Here is a 16,514-nt window from a genome sequence, read left to right as displayed (position 1 = left end):
GGCCTCCTCTGTACGGTCATTGGGCGTGCCGCGGCTGCGACGCGGGCCTCAGTGTCCGGTGCGGCAGATAGGCGAGGAGGCCTCCTAGCCCGCCGCCGAGCGTGTTGAAGAGCACGTCGTCGATGTCGACGGTGCGGCCGGCGTTCATCGCGTACTGCGCCGCCTCGATGAGAAGGCTCAGGACCAGACAGGCCAAGGCCGCACGCCCCAGGCGCGGTTGACGGCTCGCGAGGACGAGGAGGAGGCCGAGCGGGACGAACATCAACGCGTTCGCCAACTGCAGCCGCAGGATCATCTCGCGTTCCATGTCGCCCATCCCGAGCGTGCCCATGCGGCCACCCCACAGCCCCTCACCCGGCAGCCAGGCGACGTAGCGCTGCCCGCCACTGCCCAGCGACTGGTCGGGGATCAGGGTCGCCGCCAGAACGGCCAGGAGGCAGAGCACCAACAGAGCGCGGGACAACACCGGGACGACCTCCCGGGCACGGGCCTGCAGCGCTGTCGCCGCCCAGGGCAGAGCGGCGCACAACAGCAGGAACCCCGCCACGGTCAGCGGGGTCAGGTGGAGGACGATCTCCCACACGGCGAAGCTCACCCCGCGGCCGGGAGGTAGGGGCCCGGGCCCTTGAAGGTGCGGTGGACGGGGGCCGTCGTTGTGTGGCGGAGGCCGGGCAAGGTGGCCACCGGGCCGGTCAGGTAGCGGTAGAAGTGTTGTGCGCTCGTGGCGTCCACGCTGGCGTACAGGTTGGCCGTCCCCGTCACCGCGGCGGCGAAGGGCACTTCGGGGTGGGTGGCCAGCGCCTCGCCTGCCTCGGCGAGGCGGGCCGGGTCGATCTCCAGCCACAGTGCCGCCCGGAAGTTCCGCTGGAGGACGTCCAGGCGGTACTCGACGTCGAAGTAGAGGACTCCGGCCGCCCTGAGCTCGGCGATCCGGCGGCGCACCGTCGACTGCGACAGGCCCGTCGCGGCGGCCAGCTCCCCCGGCGCCGCCCTGCCGTCCCGGGCCAGCAGGTCGAGCAGCTGGCGGTCGCCGTCGTCCAGCGTCACCGCGGGGGCCGCGTCCGTGGCGCGCTTCGGCACGGACGGCGGCGTGAGGGCCGCGACCTGCGCGGGTGTCAGTGGCCCGATCTTGTTGATCGAGCTGAGGTCCTTGCCGAAGAAGACGTGCAGCAGGCAGTGCGCCGATACGTCCATCACCTGCGGTGTGCGCGGCAGTTTCTGCAGAAGCAACGGCTCCCGAAGGCCCGGCCCCCGGGTCCGCACCGAGCAGACGAGTTCGGTGCCGCCGGAGCTGAGGCTGACCCACGTCGTGTCCGGGCGCCGCGCCAATGCCTCCCCGATGGAGGCGGCCGCGTCAGGTGTGCACCGGATGCGTACGACCCACGAGGAGTCGCCGAGTCGCATCGGATCGGTCAGGCCCAGGACCCTGAGCTTCCCGGCGGACCGCAGCCGGGACCAGCGGCGCGCCGCGGTCTGGTCGGACACCCCCAGGGCCTCGCCGATCTCCTTGAACGAGGCCCGTCCGTTGATCTGAAGGGCGTGCGCGAGCGCCATCTCCTCGACCGACAGTTCACGGTCGGCATCGCCGAAGGTGTCGAGATACGTCTTCATGGATTCCATTGTGTCGGATCCGAGCATCGTGGCGTCTTTGGCTCATTGAATTGACCGAAGGGGTTCCAGGATCGGCCGGAGGGAGGGAGGCAGCCGGGGACGTGCACGCGTTCACCGGCCGGCTCTCCCCCTCCGAAAGCAACGCACGATCCGAATGGAGAAACGACATGCGCAAGTGGTGGCCCTTGGTGGCCGTCTGCCTCGGCGCCTTCATCCTGCTGGTGGACGTGACCATCGTGAACGTCGCCCTGCCGAGCATGGCCGACGACCTCGACGCCTCCTTCACCTCATTGCAATGGGTGATCGACGGATACGCCCTGGCCCTCGCCGCCCTGCTCCTGGCATCCGGTTCCCTGGCGGACCGCTTCGGGCACCGGCGGTTCTACGTCTACGGCCTGGGGCTCTTCGGCCTGGCCTCGCTCGTGTGCGGACTCACTCCCGACGCCGGCGTATTGATCGCGGCCCGCGTGGTGCAGGGCGTCGGAGGCGCCGCCATGTTCGCGACGACCCCCGCCCTGCTGATCTCCTCATACCAGGGCAGGGACCGCGGCACGGCGTTCGGCATCTGGGGCGCCGCGAACGGCGCGGCCGCCGCCGCGGGGCCGCTTCTCGGCGGTCTGCTCACCGAGCAGTTCAGCTGGCAGGCGATCTTCTGGGTCAACCTGCCCATCGCGGCGGTCGCCATCGCCATGACGTTGCGGGTGGTCCGCGCCGACCAGCCGGGCAAGCCGTCCGGCACCGGCGCGCCGGTCCGCATCGACGTCCCCGGCGCAACGGCCTTCACCGTCGCCGCCACCACGCTCACGTACGGGCTCATCCGTGGTCCTGAGGCGGGCTGGGCCTCGGCCGAGATCCTGGCGACCTTCGCCGTCAGCGTCCTGGCCCTGGCCGCGTTCGTACTGATCGAGCACCGCACGGCACGGCGCGGCGGTGCCCCGATGCTCGACCTGGCCCTGCTGCGACGCCCGTCGTTCGCGGGCCTGATGAGTGGTGCGCTGCTGCTGCAGGGCGGCGCTTTCGGCTGCCTGGTGCTGCTCTCCGTATGGCTCCAGTCCGTGCTGGACCTGAGCCCGGTCGCGGCGGGCCTCGCCCTGACCCCGCTGGCCGGGGCGGCGTTCCTCGTCGCCGCCGGCGCAGGCCGCCACATCCAGCGGCTCGCCCCACGTCTGCCGATCGGCCTCGGGCTCCTGTCCATCGCCGCCGGCATGCTGCTGCTGCGCGCGGGGATGACGGCCGACGCGGAGGCCACCTCCCTCGTCTGGGGTCTCGTGGTCACCGGGATCGGCGTGGGTCTGGCCACCCCGGTGCTGGTCTCGGCCGCCACGTCCGCCGTGCCGCCGCGGCAGGCAGGCATGGCCGGAGGGGCCGTCAACACCTTCCGGCAATTGGGCATGACCCTGGCCATCGCCGTCCTCGGCGCGGTCTTCACCAGCCGTACGGCCGACGCACTCACCGCGTCCGGCGCCGTCCCCGACCCCGACCGGGCGGCCTCCGCCCTCGCCGCGGGACAGGCGCAGCATCTGGTGCGGGCCGTGCCCGCCGCCCACAGCGCGGAGGCACAGCACATGGTGCATCAGGCCTTCGCCACCGGCCTCGACACGGTCTTCCTGCTCGCCGCCTGCGCGGCAGCCCTCGGCGGACTGATCGTCCTGGCTCTCGTACGACCGCCGAAGCGGACGGCAGCACCGGCACCCCGGGACGACACCCCGGTCGCCGCCCCGGCCCCGGCCTCGTCCCGATGATCCTGATGACCTTGACGGGCGGTTGCCTACTGCCCGTCGAGGACGCCGGGGGTGTCGTGCACGGACACGCTCTGCTGCAGCGGGATGCGGCCCACATCGATGCCATGCATCGGTGAGGTCCGGTCGCCGATGCCGAAGGAGACGCCGAACAGCAGCTTGAGGTCCTCGGTGACACCAAGGGACTGGCGAACCGTGTCGGCGTAGACGCCGAGGACGGCCTGGGGGATGCCGTGGTAGCCCCGCGCTGTCAGCGAGAGCAGGAAGTTCTGCGCGTACATGCCCATGTCACCGGCGGTGCGCACACCGTCGCCGAGCTGCGGCATGAAGAGCAGGGCCACATGGGGTGCTCCGTAGAACCGCAGGTTCTCGCGGATGACCTCCTTCCGGCCTTCGAGGTCGGAGCGCGCCACGCCGCGGGCGCCGTAGACGGTGGCCGCGTGCTGGTGCGAGCGCTCCTGGTAGATGCCTTCGCCGTAGCCCGAGGTGAAGTCGAGGGAGGTCCGGTCCTCTTCGTACGCCGCGAGGAGTTCCTTGCTCAGGGCGTCGCGTGCCGCGCCGGAGACGATGTGGACGTGCCACGGCTGGGTGTTGCTGTTCGAGGGGGCCGACTGGGCGTCTTCCAGGACGGCACGGATGTCTTCGGCGGGCAGCGGGGTGGGCAGGAACTGCCGGGAGGAGTGCCTGGCGCGTATGAGGTCACTGAAGTACGGGGTGGCGGTGGTCAACGCGGTTCCCTTCAGGGGGAGTTGGGTTCGGGCGTCAGCGGTGGGCGGCGCGGTTCATCTCGACGACGTCGTCCACGGTGGGGTCGGCCGGCAGGGCGGCGAAGCGTTCCATCGCGCTGTCGCGCACCTGGGTGTCCTTGGCGCGGTCGGCCGCGGCCAGCGCCGCCGGCAGCTGATCGAGGGTCAACTCGGTGCAGTAGGCGGGGCCCATCGGCTGCTGGCGCCAGGAGTCGGCCAGCGGGCCCGCGTCGAAGGGGTCGAAGCCGGTGTCGTCCACGAGGCGCATGGCCACCCGCCGGTCCTCGTCGGAGTCCGCGGCGACCGGGAGGGCGATGCGGCCCGGGGTTCCGGCCGGGACGCCCTTGGTCCGCTGGGTCTCGGCGAGGGCGGCGTTCCATGCCTTGGCCACGGGCCGCCCCAGCTGCTTGGCGATCCACACGCTCTCGATCTCGCCGTTCTCCACCTCCTCGATCCGTCCGCTGAGGTGCGGGTAGTAGTTGGAGGCGTCGATGACCACCGTCTCGGCGGGCACGGTGGTGAACAGCTCGGCCAGTTCCGGGGCCTTGCCGAAGGGGATGGCCAGGATGATGGCGTCCCTGTCCTGGACGGCGCTGTCGAGCGCCACCGCGCGGGCCCCGGTCTCCAGCACGTGGCCGTCGACGGCTTCGGGGCCTCGGGCGACCGCGACCTGGACGTCATGGCCGGCCGTGCTGAGCTTGCGGGCGAGATTTCCGCCGATGGCACCGGCTCCGATAACAGTGATTTTCACGATTTGTCCTCTCGAAGATTCGACGGCCCGAAGGCTCGAAGTTGGGAAGGCTGGAAGGTTGGAAGGTGCGACGAAGCTTGGGGGCTTCTGGCCGGGGGCACGCCGAGATGACCGCAGGCCGTAGCCGTCGGTTGTCATGAAGGTGTCGTCGGGCGGCCCGGCAGAAGGAGGCCTGAAGGATTCCGGAAGGGTGTGTCGGAGGGTGTCGGGGGCTTACGCCTGGTCGTCCCGCTCGCGGTAGCCGCTGGCGATGAGCGCACGCAGCCGGTCCAGCGACGCTTCGTCGGTGGTGCCGGTGCCCTGGATCCAGGCGACCGAGACGGCCGCAAGGAACAGGTCGTATCCCTGCACCGACTCCCGTACCCGCCCGGCGAGTTGGGCGTTGCGCAGGTACTCGCCGGTGGCCGAGATGAGGGTGTCGCAGGGAAGCGTGAGCGGGTTGTCGGGCTCGTGCGCCCGGGCCGCGGCCATGAGCGGCTCCGGCAGCCCGCTGAAGGCACTGAAGTACTCCTCCAGAGCCCGCAGCCACTGCTCCAGCGCCTCGACCGGGTCACCGAGCTTCGCGATGTCCGCCTGGCGAGTCACCAGCTCTTCGGAGCGCGTCTGCAGCACGGCGGCCAGCAGCGCCTCCCGGGTGGGGAAGTGCCGGTACAAGGTGGCGGGCCCCACGCCCGCCTCCTTGGCCACGGCCTCCAGGGAGGTGCCGACGCCGTGCCGCAAGAAGTGTCGTTGCGCCGCTTCCAGGAGAGCAGCGCGATTGCGCTGGACATCGGCGCGGGGTTTGCGCGCCTGTTGTCCACTGGTGCTCATACGCTCTCCCGATCCCTGCCGACGGTTCCACTACGCCAAAAAACGGATACTGCCTCCGCTCTCATTCGAGAGTAAAACGGAGGCAGCATCCGGTCAAGCTGGCGCGAAGTTCCCGACGGGCTCAGGCCCGGGCGAGCACGGGGGCGGCGTCAGCCCCTGGCGTCCGTCCCGGCTGACGCTGACGTCATCAGGTGTGTCCCGGCAGACACCTCTCGGATCACCTGCGGCGTTCGTGCTCCCGTCGCTCCCGTCGCAGCGTGCGCCCTCGGCGCTGGCGCCGATATCGGCGCTCCCAGCGATCCTGACGGTCCCGGCGGTCCCGGTACTCGCCGTAGCCTTCGTACCGGGAATCCCCCCGACGCCCCCAACTCCCCTCACCAACAAGGCCGTAGTGGAAGAACGCGAAGATCAGTGCGGCCGCGGCCACCCACCACAGCGCGTTGAGGAAGCCGAGCCCGAACAGGACCGCGAGGAGGACGAGGAGCAGGATCAACACAGCGGGCCTCCCGGGAGTGGGATCGGGTCATCGCTGCCGGGGACCGGGGCCTCGCCCAACAGCCTAGCCCTGCCCGCGAGTTGCGGATACGGCCTGCCGCCACCGCGCATCCCTGCGGCGTAGATGGCCACTTGACACCTGGTCAGGGAATGTGGGGCGGGCTAGCGTACGCCGTGCCGCCCCGGCCCCCGGCAGCACCGAACAGCCCTCGCGCTCCCAACCCTGGGGACGCACCAAGCGCATCGCTGCCGGAACCCGCCGCGTCACGAGCGCGGCCACTCCGGCGCCCGCGCTCACCGGGTGATCCCGGCACGGCCTCGATGCGCTCCATGCGGGCACCGTTCCGCTGCCCGCCGCATCGCACGAATCCGACCAGGCGGTACTCATGTACACGCTGATCGTTCCAGCCGTGGCCCCCTTCGTCCTGCTCGCCACCGTCATGGGTCTGTCCTGGTGGGAGGACCGCCTCCTGCCACCGGCCGAACCTGCCGAACCTTCCGTCGGGACTCCGATCGCCCCTGCGGCCCCGGCTCCACTCCCTCAAGGCGAAGCCGCCGGCACCTGAGACACGCGAGCGCCGTCAGGCACAGTGGGCGGCCCTTCAGGAACAAGACGGTGCACCCGGGCCTACTCCGCCGGTGCGTGGCTGCGGCGCGCGTACGCACGGGCGGCGCGGGCACGGTCGCCGCAGCGGGTGGAGCACCACTGGCGGCGGCCGTGCTTGAGCACGAAGCGGTTGCAGGGCGGCGAGGCGCAGGCGGTCAGACGGTCCGCGTCGGGGGAAGTGAGCAGATCGGCGGCGTCCGCGGCGATGACCGCGAGGGCGTGCTCGACGATCGCGGTGGTGGGGTGGGGCGCGGCCCGGTGGGGCCCGGTCTTCTCGTCCCACACCAGCAGGGACGCGGTGGGGACGCGGGTCATCGCGTCGTTGATCGCCGCGACGGCCGCGGGCAGGGCGGGGTGCCCGGCGACGCGCGATGCCAGGAGAGACCTGATCTGTTCGCGCAGCGAGCGCAGCTGCGTCGCACATGTCTCGGCCATTCCGGTGTCGGCCGGGGCGAGGTCGCGCTGCATCAGCCACTGCTCGGCCCGCGCCGGGGTGCCCAGGAGATCGGCCGTGTGCCCGCCGGGCAGCGCGACGGCGCTGTTGGCCAGGGCAAGCGCGGCGTGCTCCGCCTCGCCCGGCGCCGGCGGCAGGGCGTCGTCTTCCATCACGAACTCTTCCATGCTCCTCATGGTACGGCTTGCTTTCATCCGTGAGACATACGTACAGTCTCATCACGGTTAACAGGCAATCTATCCGTGAGGAACTTTTTTCGTGTCTACCCCTGCCCAGCCGACCACGCCGTTCCCCGTCCGCGTCTTCGGCGGCCCGACCGCCCTCTTCGAGTACGGCGGCCTGCGCTTTCTGACCGACCCGACCTTCGACGGACCCGGCGACCAGCCGGCACCCGGCGCCGTACTGACCAAGACGGCACCGGCCAACGGCAGCCCGTCCGACCTCGGCCCCATCGACGTGGTCCTGCTCTCGCACGACGAGCACGCCGACAACCTCGACGTCTCCGGCCGCGCCCTGCTCGCCGACGTCCCGCTGACGCTCACCACCCCCGGCGGCGGGGAGCGTCTCGGGGAGGCGGCCACCGGTCTCGCCGACTGGCAGTCGGTCGAGCTCGAGCGCCGGGACGGCGGGCCCGGCACGGTCACCGTGACCGGCGTGCCCGCCATCCACGGCCCCGGCACGCGCGAAGAGGTCGAGCCGATCACCGGCGAGGTCGTCGGATTCGTCCTGACCGGCGAGGACCTGCCCACCATCTACGTCAGCGGCGACAACGCCTCCCTCGACGCAGTCAAGGAGATCGCCGCGCGCTTCGCCCCCGTCGACACGGCCCTCCTCTTCGCCGGAGCGCCCCGCTTCACCGAGGTCTTCGACGGCGCACTGATCGTCCTGGACAGCGCCCAGGCCGCGGAGGCCGCGCAGATCCTCGACGCCGGCCGCGTGGTCCCCGTGCACTACGACAGCTGGGCCCACTTCACCGAGGGCCGCGACCACCTCGCCGCCACCTTCGCCACCGCCGGCCTCGCCGACCGCGTCGACTTCGGCGTCCGCGGCTGACCCCACACACATAGGGCGCGCATGCCGGGCGCCGGCCGACAGAGACCTGCCGCGACTGTCGGCCCGCGCCCGGCGCCGCCCCGCACCCATCCACAACGAAGGACCGCACCACCATGACCGACCCGATCCGCGGCACCCGCCACGGCTCCGCCCCCGCCGCCCTGTCCGTACTGGACTCCGCCATGACCGGCACCGGCCAGAGCGCCGCTGAAGCACTGGCCGGCAGCATCGAACTCGCCCGGCTCGCCGACCGGCGCGGCTTCACCCGCTACTGGATGAACGAGCACCACGCCATGCCCGGTGTCTCCACCTCCAGCCCGCCCGTCCTGCTGGCCCGGCTCACCGCGGAGACCAGCAGGCTGCGGCTCGGCGCGGGCGGGATCATGCTGCCCAACCATCCGCCGCTGGTCGTCGCCGAACAGTTCGGCATGCTCGACGCCCTCGCCCCCGGCCGCATCGACCTGGGCCTGGGCCGCGCCCCCGGCACCGACCAGGCCACGGCCGCCGCCCTGCGGCGCGGCGCGAGCGGCGCCGATGACTTCCCCCAACAGGTCGCCGAACTCCTGCACTTCCTCGGTGACGACTTCCCCACCGAGCACCCCTACGCCGACCGCGTCTACGCCGTGCCCGGCCCCGCCCAGGACCGCCACAACGGCCTCACCCCGCCCACCGGCCGCCTGCCGGTGTGGCTGCTCGGCTCGTCCGGCTACTCGGCGCAGCTCGCCGCCCGGCTCGGCCTGCCGTTCGCCTTCGCCGCGCACTTCAACCCGCGCGACGTCGTGCCCGCCCTGCGCCTGTACCGCGAGCAGTTCACCCCGTCCAGGACACTGTCCGAGCCGTACGCGCTCGTCAGCTTCACGGTCGCCGCTTCCCACGACACACGGGACGCCCGCCGCCAGGCCGGCACCCTCGCGCACGCCATGCTCCGCATGTTCCAGCGCAAGTCGTACCTGCTGCCCTCCCCCGAGGAAGTCGACGCCTACACCTACGACGCCCAGGAACGCCAGGCCGTCGACAGCTGGCTGACCCACGTCCCGCACGGCACCCCCGACCAGGTCACCGCCCACCTCGACCAGGTCCAGCGGGACTCCGGCGCCGACGAACTCATGATCGGCAGCGTCGGCCACTCGGTCCAGGACCGGCTGCGTTCCACCGAACTTATCGCCGACGCCTACGACATGCCGGACAACCCGAGCTGACGCGGAACGGGCAGGCCTCAACCCTCCTCAACCCGCCTCGGCCCACCGACGTTCGCCACCCCGGCACACCGAAAGCACGGACCACATGACCCACCCGCACTCCACCCCCATCCGCACCCCGCCCACCGCCGCACCCGCCTCCTCCATAGCCGCGGTGCAAAAGCGCACCCTCACCGTGCTGCTCGTCTCCCAGATCCTCAGCGGTGCCGGCCTCGCCGCCGGCGTCACCGTGGCCGGACTGCTGGCCAAGGAGATGCTGCACAACACGTCACTGTCGGGCCTGCCCATCGCCCTGCTCACCGCCGGCTCCGCCGTCGCCGCCGTCGTCATCGGACGCGTCTCCCAGCGCCGGGGCCGCCGCCCCGGCCTTGCCGCCGGATATCTCACCGGCGCCCTCGGCGGAGCAGGAGTCGTCGTCGCGGCCACGCTCGGCAGCCCCGCGCTGCTGTTCGTCTCGCTGTTCCTGTACGGCGCCGGCACCACGTCCAACCTCCAGGCCCGGTACGCGGGAGCCGACCTCGCCGCGGCCCATCAGCGCGCCCGCGCCACTTCCACCGTCATCGTCGCCACCACCGTCGGCGGCATCGCGGGGCCCCTGCTCGCCACCCCCACCGGGCACCTCGCGACCGCCCTCCACCTGCCCGAGCTGACCGGCCTGTTCCTGCTCTCCACGGTCGCGTTCACACTGGCCGCCCTCACCCTCCTGATCTGGCTGCGACCGGACCCGCTCACGCTCGCCCGTATCCTGCCCGCAGACTCCGACGAGGGCGCCCCCGCGGGCTCCCCCTCCCGGTCCGGCCCCGGCCTGCCGGTCGGCGTCGTGGTCCTCGTCCTCAGCCAGCTCGTCATGGTCGCCGTGATGACCATGACGCCCATCCACATGCACGCCCACGGCTTCGGCACCGCCGCGTCCGGCCTGGTCATCGCCCTGCACACCGGGTCCATGTACTTGCCGTCGCCGCTGACCGGCCGCCTCGTCGACCGCTTCGGCACCACCGCGATGAGCGTCGTGACGGCCGGCACCCTACTCGCCGCGGGAGTGGTCGCCGGTCTCGCGCCCGGCCACTCCTTCCCTCTGATCACCCTCGCTCTCGTCCTGCTCGGCGTCGGCTGGAACTTCGGCCTGGTCACCGGCACCGCCATCGTCACCGACAACACACACCTGGCCACCCGCGCCAAGGTCCAGGGACTGGTCGACGTGGCCATCGCCGTCGCGGGCGCTGCCGCCGGCCTGACCTCCGGCATCGTCGTAGCCGTCACCAGCTATCCGATCCTCGCGGCCCTGTGCGGCGCCCTCGCCTTCGTAGCCGCGCCCACGGTCGTCGTCGCGGCCCGGCACAAGGCCAGGCCATAGGGCGAACCCCAACTAGGTTTCCCAGACACCCTGTTGTACGGAACACTCTCCGGGGTGGATGAGCTCAGGAGTGCAGAGGCCGAGGCGGAGCACCCTGTCCTGGGGAGCCATCGCCGCACCTACCAGCCGCCGCACCGAGGGCCCTTGACGCATCTGTTCCTCCTGCTGCGGCTCATCCCGTTCGCTGCCCTGACCTTCCTCCTGACGATTCTCGTCGGCGCGATCCTCAGCTGGGACGATGCCACGGTGGCCCAAGTCCTGGGCGTTCTGGCCCTGTTGGTGCCGGCTGCCGTCAGGGGGCTGTGGCACTGGCGGCACGCGCGCGCGGAGCTGCGTCTGTACGAGCGCGGGGTGATGGCCGTCGCCTCCAACGGCCGGGATGCCGTCTACCCCTGGTCGTCGACGATGCTCTTCACGGACGGCAGGGGACGCTACAAGCTCGCCAACCCTGAGGGGACGGTCATCACCTTCGGGCCGGCCGGACGCGGCCCCCTCCTCAACGCGACCCGTATCCGCGGCCTGCGCACCCGCACGTTCATCAAGGGCCTCCAGCTCCCGGACGAGGACGAGTGGGGCCCTGCGATCCAGCAGGCCGTCGGGAACGCGGTCCTGGCGCCGACCACCGCGGCGGTCCTGGACGGCGCCGAAGTCCCCTTCGGAGTGCTCGTCGTGAGCCGGGACGGGCTGACCGTGCGGCGCAGGCGCGGGCGGGACGACTTCACGACCTGGCAGGACGTCGTGTCGATCACCGCCACGGACGAGGGTGTGCTGGCGGTGTCCTCGCGCGGCCCCGACTTCCCGACCCACTACGTGATTCCGCAGTACCGGGTCCCCCACCTCGAGGTCCTCCTCGCCATCGCCCACCGTCAACGCACCGCCCGGCCAACGGCGCCCGCACCCGCACCCGCACCCGCTCCGACCGGTGACACCGAGGAACCCAGTGACGTAGCGGATCAGTTGAGCTGGTACGTCACCATCGGCGTGGGCGCCTGGGCCGCCTGGCGGCTCGGCTCCCGGCAGGGGGTGGACGGGGTCGGCCCTGTCCTGCTGACCGTCCTCGCGGCGGTCTTCGGCGGGTTCTTCGGGGCCGTCTTCGGGCTGGGGCTCGCGGCGTTCGTCTCGATCCTGCCGCGAACCGTGGGCGAGTTCGTCGTCGAACCGCTGATCCGTTGGTTCCGGCACCGCCGGTACGTCGCCGCCCTCGTCCTCGCCCTGGTCGCCCTCGGCGCGCCGGTCGCGCTGCTGGCCACCCTGTTCTGGTCGTTCCCGTCCCGGCTTGTCCCGCTGCTCGTGCTGGTCTTCTTCGGCGCCTGGGCGCTGGTGCTCGCCATCAAGCGGTGCGGCCGGTCCGAACGCGCCGTCGTGAGGCATCTCCCGCATCTTCCCGGTGTGGCGCTGGTGTTCCTGGCCGTCGAGCAGCTGGTCGACGGCGACATACTGACCGTGCTGCCGGCCGCCGGGCTGTTCTTCCCGATCGCGATCTGGCTCTGCCGACGCGGCTGGCGCCGGTTGAAGGACTCGCCACGGCCGACGGTGCAGGCGGCGGCCGACGTCGTGGTGTCACTGCAACTGGGCCTGGTCCTCGCCGTGTTCGTGGTGTGGCTGGGCAATGTGTTGGCGTTCAGCCCGAAGCAAGTTGCCGCTGTACGGGGCGTGTTGGGATCGCTGCAAGGGCTGACCGAGGTGCCCTGGCAGTACTGGCTCGTGGCGTACACCGTGCTGGCCTGCGGCACTTACGCGGTGTTGCGGTGGCCGGAGCGCGTCGCGCGCTTGCAGGAGCGGTTGCGCCCGGCCCGCTTCCGCGAGTCACGGCTGCCGTTGGGCGCCGCGGTCAACTTCGGGCGGCGTGCCCTCAGCGGGCTCAGTCTCGGCCTCATGGTCGTGCTGCTGTTCGCCGTCGTGCTGGCCCCGGTCTCCGAGGGGACGTGGAAGCGGCCGGTGGCCAAGAGGTACGCGCTGGAGACTCAGCGCCGCCAGGACGCGGCGGGCGCCGAGGCCGCGTACCGCGAGATCCATCGGCAGGTGACGGTGCATCCACGCTCGGCGGCGCGCCTGCGCTCCGTGGTGCTGGCCGTGTACCGGGCGGCGCCCTCGCCGCCCGGGGAGCCCGTGAGCCCGGAGGCCCGGCAGCTCGCGCGTCAGGTCGGCCGCTACCAGGCCGCCTCCCTCGACGTCGACGATCCGGCCGCACCGCAACCTGCCGTGCCGCCGGAGACCGACGGCCTCGACGAAGAGCTCGCCCAGCTCGACGAGGGCCAACAGCGCGCCGCGGAGCGCGAACAGCGGACCGACCGTTTCGCCGAACTCACCTCCCTGGCCCTCACCCGCACCTTCGACATCCCCGACCTCGGCGACAACGGGGTCGTGCAGATCCTCAAGGAGTACCTCGGCGGGCTGGTGGAGGACGGCCCGGTGAAGCGGATCTTCTACCGGTGGGGCGAGCGGATCGACAGGCCCGCGCCACCGCCTCCGCCCGACGGCGAGAGTCCCGCGCCTCCCCCTCCGCCCGACGGCGAGCGGCTGGTGCGCATCGACCTCCGCCGGCTGACCTCTGCGGCGTACGACGGGGCCCGTGCCGCGGTGGAGCGCGTCGACGGCAGTCTGCTCGTCTTCTACCAGCGGTTCGGCGTGGGTTTTCCCACCGAGGAACCCACCATGACCAGGGTGGTCGACCTGGCGAACCAGCATCGCTACCTGCGACACACGACCGGGGACTGCTCCGGGTGCGTGCGCCCCGGGGGCCAGGGCGGCGACGGCGGCACCAGCGGTGGCGGCGGGCGCCGCTGAGCCGCGGGCGAGGTGCGTAAGGAGTCGCCCGGTCAGTCCCGCTTGCCCACGGCCGACACGAGCTGCGCGCCCTCGAAGAGGTCGCGCAGCTGCGAGCGGGCGGTGATGCCCAGTTTGGGGAAGCTGCGGTAGAGATGCGAGCCGACCGTGCGCGGCGAGAGGAAGAGCCTCTCGCCGATCTCCCTGTTGGTCAGGCCGCGGGCGGCGAGCCCGATGATCTGCCGCTGCTGGGGGGAGAGTTCGGCCAGTGCGTCGGGGGTGGTGGAGGCGGCGACGTCGAGGCCCGCGGCGCGCGATTCCGCCCGGGCGCGCTCCACCCACGGGCGGGCTCCGAGGCGCTGGAAGGTCTCGAGGGCCGTGGTGAGCAGCGGTCGCGCCTCAGTGATGCGTCGGCGGCGACGCAGCCATTCGGCGTGGTCGAGGAGGGTCTGGGCGTGTTCGAAGGGCCGGCGTTCGAGCGCCGGGTCGGCGAGCGCCGCCCGGAAGTGCGGTTCGGCGTCCTCCGGGTCCGCGAGCAGCGCGCGGGCCCGGCTGAACAACGCCCTCCGCCGGGGTGACGCGCCGTCACCGAGCCGGCGTGCGGCGCACTCCACGATCTCGGACGCCTCGTCGCGGCGCCCGGAGCGGACCGCGGCGGCGGCCAGCTCCGCGAGAGCCGGCCAGGACGCGTGGTAGTGCACGGGATCCCCCTCCGCCGTGAAGGCCAGGCGGAGTTGGTCGTACGCGGTCTCGTACGCGCCTTCCGCTCCGGCAGCGGCACCGAGGGCGCGGCGGACGTACACGGCGACCGAGCGGCTCTCCAGTGGATCGATCAGGGCGAGCGCCTCCGCGGCCCGGGAGCGGGCTCGGGCCGCTTCGCCCTGGAACGCCAGGACGCAGGCGTCCACCGCCGTCGCGCACGCCACGGCGTGGTCGAGGCCGAGCGCCGAGGCACTCGCGGTGATCTGCGCGCAGGCCTCGCGCGCCTGTTCCCACCGCCCGTACTCCACATACGCCCACGCGGCGGCGCCGCCGAGACCGTGCGGCAGCGGGCCGTGGGCCTGCCACCCGTCGAAGGCCGTGTCGAAGGCGCTGATGGCGAGCGGGGTCTCGTCCAGGAGCCAGGCCATGATCGCGAGGGTGGTGAGCCGCTCGGGTGTGCGTGTGCGCTCCGCGTCGGAGAGCAACTGCGGGAGCAGAGCGACGAGTTCGGCCCGGTCCTCGGCCGGGCCCTCTGCGGGATCCGACACCGTCCGTACCCAGGCGCGCAGCCATGCGCTCGGCTCGTCCTGCGGAAGTTGCGCCAATACGCGCCCGATCGCCTGCTGTTGGGTGTCCTCGCCGGAGTAGAAGCGGACCACCGCCGCGCCGGCGAGCAGGTCGAGGGCCGCGTCGGGGTCCGTGGCCGTCCACTGCCGCGCGGCGTGCGTCAGGCGGGAGAAGACCACGGTGTGGGCGGTGGTCAGTGCCGCGAGGCGGCCGGAGTGCACGGCTGCGGTGGCCAACAGGCTTGCGTCGTCGGTGCGTTCACGCGCCGCGGTGGCCAGCTCGTCGACCCACGTGATGTCGCCGGTGAACACGGCCGCGGCGGCGGCCTCGACGAGCAGTCGGGCGCTTTCGGCGCGGTCCGGTGCGAGGTCGGCGGCCCGCTGAAGTGCCTGCGCCGCCGCCGCGTGGCCGCCGCGTCGGCGGGCCCGGTCCGCGGTCTGCTCCAGTGCCTTCGCGGCGCCCGCGTCCGGGCCGGGAGCCGCGGCGGCGCGGTGCCAGGCGCGGCGGTCCGGTGCGTCGTCGCCGAGCACGTCGGCCAGTGCGTGGTGGGCGGCGCGCCGGGCGTCGCGGGAAGCGGAGTGGTAGACGGCGGACCGCATGAGGGGGTGGGAGAAGTGGACAGTCCGGCCGGTGCGGCGGACCAGTCCGGCCTCCTCCGCGGGCCGCCACGTGGTGTCTTCGGCGCCGGGCAGCCCGGCCGTCGCGAGGACCGCCGCGTCGGCCGTGTCCATGGCCGCCAGGAGTAGCAGCAACTGTGCGGTGGGGGCGGGGAGTTCGGCGAGGCGGGCGGCGAAGATCCGCTCCAGTTCGCCGGTGAGGGGTAGCGGTCCGGTAGGGGTGCTGCCGGGTGAAGTGGCAGCGGCCCGGGCCAGTTCGACGAGGGCCAGGGGGTTGCCGGCCGCCTGCTCGATCACCTGGTCACGGACGCGTCCGGTGGGGCTCTGCGGCTGCTGGTCGAGGAGCCGTCCCGCGGCGCCGGCGTCGAGCGGGGCGAGCGTGAAGGTCGGCCAGTGCCGGTCGAGCGCGGGCAGCGGGTCGCCGGTGCGTACCCCGATGAGCAGGGTGACCGGCTCGGCGTCCAGGCGCTTGACGGCGAAGGCCAGGGCGTCCAGGGAGGCCCGGTCGAGCCACTGGGCGTCGTCGATGACCAGCATCAGCGGCTGCGGGTCGGCCGACTCCGACAGGAGGCCCAGCAGGGCGACGCCGATGAGCATGAGGTCCGGCGCACCCTCGACAGCGGGGCCCGTGCCGAGCGCGCCGGCCAGTGCCGTGCGCTGCCGCTCGGGCAGCAGGCCCACGGCTGCCGTGATCGGCCGCAGCAGTTGATGCAGACCGGAGTACGCGAGGTTCGCCTCCGACTCGCTGCCCTCGGCACGCAGCACGCGGACTCCGCTCACCCGGGCCCATCGCATCGCGGAATCGAGGAGCGCGCTCTTTCCCATGCCCGCGTCACCGCGGAGCACCAGGACCCGCTCGGTCGCCGGCGCGCCATTCACCATGCGAAAGAGCCGCTCGAGCTCTGCTTTGCGGCCGACGATCGTCTCCTTCTCCCGCGTCGCAGGTCCGTCGGCCGGGCCGGCTCCCCTTGTGCGATCTCCCCTTGCGCGATCGTCCACGGAGCCTCCAGGAATTTCGGGGTTGCCGCGCCCAGATTACAAGC

13 protein-coding genes are annotated in these 16,514 nt (G+C 72.3%); 5 read left to right on the top strand and 8 right to left on the bottom strand.

The features are described 5' to 3' along the window. Nucleotides 1-16 precede the first annotated feature (16 nt). Both ACYSUO_RS05985 and ACYSUO_RS05980 read right to left on the bottom strand, forming a co-directional pair. Nucleotides 17-595: a VanZ family protein gene (locus ACYSUO_RS05985; protein ID WP_461774937.1), complete on the bottom strand. Its 579-nt coding sequence runs from the start codon at nucleotides 593-595 to the stop codon at nucleotides 17-19. Further along, nucleotides 592-1,611: an Lrp/AsnC family transcriptional regulator gene (locus tag ACYSUO_RS05980; RefSeq protein ID WP_461774936.1), complete on the bottom strand. Its 1,020-nt coding sequence runs from the start codon at nucleotides 1,609-1,611 to the stop codon at nucleotides 592-594. The genes ACYSUO_RS05985 and ACYSUO_RS05980 overlap by 4 nt, the downstream gene beginning before the upstream one ends. 167 nt (nucleotides 1,612-1,778) lie before the next feature. Here ACYSUO_RS05980 and ACYSUO_RS05975 point away from each other — a divergent pair, with 167 nt between their 5' ends. Continuing rightward, nucleotides 1,779-3,353: an MFS transporter gene (locus tag ACYSUO_RS05975; RefSeq protein ID WP_461774935.1), complete on the top strand. Its 1,575-nt coding sequence runs from the start codon at nucleotides 1,779-1,781 to the stop codon at nucleotides 3,351-3,353. Between the two features lie 26 nt (nucleotides 3,354-3,379). Here ACYSUO_RS05975 and ACYSUO_RS05970 read toward each other — a convergent pair whose 3' ends face one another. The 5 genes from ACYSUO_RS05970 to ACYSUO_RS05950 all read right to left on the bottom strand — a co-directional run bounded on the left by ACYSUO_RS05970 (nucleotide 3,380) and on the right by ACYSUO_RS05950 (nucleotide 7,380). Continuing rightward, a complete protein-coding gene (locus ACYSUO_RS05970; RefSeq protein ID WP_461774934.1) occupies nucleotides 3,380-4,078 on the bottom strand; it encodes a nitroreductase in 699 nt (232 codons plus the stop codon). A gap of 34 nt (nucleotides 4,079-4,112) precedes the next feature. Beyond that, the gene (locus tag ACYSUO_RS05965) at nucleotides 4,113-4,847 is read right to left on the bottom strand and encodes an NADPH-dependent F420 reductase (protein WP_461774933.1); all 735 of its coding nucleotides are present in this window, start codon (nucleotides 4,845-4,847) and stop codon (nucleotides 4,113-4,115) included. A 213-nt stretch (nucleotides 4,848-5,060) separates the two neighbouring features. Beyond that, on the bottom strand, nucleotides 5,061-5,657 hold the full coding sequence (locus ACYSUO_RS05960; protein WP_461774932.1) for a TetR/AcrR family transcriptional regulator: 597 nt from the start codon (nucleotides 5,655-5,657) through the stop codon (nucleotides 5,061-5,063). A 217-nt stretch (nucleotides 5,658-5,874) separates the two neighbouring features. Then, nucleotides 5,875-6,153, bottom strand: a complete 279-nt coding sequence (locus tag ACYSUO_RS05955) for a hypothetical protein (RefSeq protein WP_461774931.1) — start codon at nucleotides 6,151-6,153, stop codon at nucleotides 5,875-5,877. A gap of 627 nt (nucleotides 6,154-6,780) precedes the next feature. Beyond that, nucleotides 6,781-7,380: a CGNR zinc finger domain-containing protein gene (locus ACYSUO_RS05950; protein ID WP_461774930.1), complete on the bottom strand. Its 600-nt coding sequence runs from the start codon at nucleotides 7,378-7,380 to the stop codon at nucleotides 6,781-6,783. Between the two features lie 91 nt (nucleotides 7,381-7,471). Between ACYSUO_RS05950 and ACYSUO_RS05945 the strand changes: the two genes are divergently transcribed. The 4 genes from ACYSUO_RS05945 to ACYSUO_RS05930 all read left to right on the top strand — a co-directional run bounded on the left by ACYSUO_RS05945 (nucleotide 7,472) and on the right by ACYSUO_RS05930 (nucleotide 13,606). Beyond that, a complete protein-coding gene (locus ACYSUO_RS05945; RefSeq protein WP_461774929.1) occupies nucleotides 7,472-8,266 on the top strand; it encodes an MBL fold metallo-hydrolase in 795 nt (264 codons plus the stop codon). Nucleotides 8,267-8,379: 113 nt separating this feature from the next. Continuing rightward, on the top strand, nucleotides 8,380-9,465 hold the full coding sequence (locus ACYSUO_RS05940) for an LLM class flavin-dependent oxidoreductase (RefSeq protein WP_461774928.1): 1,086 nt from the start codon (nucleotides 8,380-8,382) through the stop codon (nucleotides 9,463-9,465). Between the two features lie 85 nt (nucleotides 9,466-9,550). Continuing rightward, nucleotides 9,551-10,819: an MFS transporter gene (locus ACYSUO_RS05935; RefSeq protein ID WP_461774927.1), complete on the top strand. Its 1,269-nt coding sequence runs from the start codon at nucleotides 9,551-9,553 to the stop codon at nucleotides 10,817-10,819. A gap of 144 nt (nucleotides 10,820-10,963) precedes the next feature. Continuing rightward, nucleotides 10,964-13,606: a hypothetical protein gene (locus tag ACYSUO_RS05930; RefSeq protein ID WP_461774926.1), complete on the top strand. Its 2,643-nt coding sequence runs from the start codon at nucleotides 10,964-10,966 to the stop codon at nucleotides 13,604-13,606. Nucleotides 13,607-13,638: 32 nt separating this feature from the next. Here ACYSUO_RS05930 and ACYSUO_RS05925 read toward each other — a convergent pair whose 3' ends face one another. Further along, on the bottom strand, nucleotides 13,639-16,470 hold the full coding sequence (locus ACYSUO_RS05925; protein WP_461774925.1) for a helix-turn-helix transcriptional regulator: 2,832 nt from the start codon (nucleotides 16,468-16,470) through the stop codon (nucleotides 13,639-13,641). Between the last annotated feature and the right edge of the window lie 44 nt (nucleotides 16,471-16,514).

Source organism: Streptomyces sp. UC4497, assembly GCF_054871485.1.
The sequence above is the reverse complement of the archived record's forward strand: the minus strand, read 5'-3'. Positions and strand labels throughout refer to the sequence as shown.

What these genes read in the sequence shown, in the direction of transcription:
- ACYSUO_RS05950 (WP_461774930.1), bottom strand. Translation starts at nt 7,380, where the DNA reads ATGGAAGAGTTCGTGATGGAAGACGACGCCCTGCCGCCGGCGCCGGGC.
- ACYSUO_RS05935 (WP_461774927.1), top strand. Translation starts at nt 9,551, where the DNA reads ATGACCCACCCGCACTCCACCCCCATCCGCACCCCGCCCACCGCCGCA.
- ACYSUO_RS05960 (WP_461774932.1), bottom strand. Translation starts at nt 5,657, where the DNA reads ATGAGCACCAGTGGACAACAGGCGCGCAAACCCCGCGCCGATGTCCAG.
- ACYSUO_RS05980 (WP_461774936.1), bottom strand. Translation starts at nt 1,611, where the DNA reads ATGAAGACGTATCTCGACACCTTCGGCGATGCCGACCGTGAACTGTCG.
- ACYSUO_RS05975 (WP_461774935.1), top strand. Translation starts at nt 1,779, where the DNA reads ATGCGCAAGTGGTGGCCCTTGGTGGCCGTCTGCCTCGGCGCCTTCATC.
- ACYSUO_RS05940 (WP_461774928.1), top strand. Translation starts at nt 8,380, where the DNA reads ATGACCGACCCGATCCGCGGCACCCGCCACGGCTCCGCCCCCGCCGCC.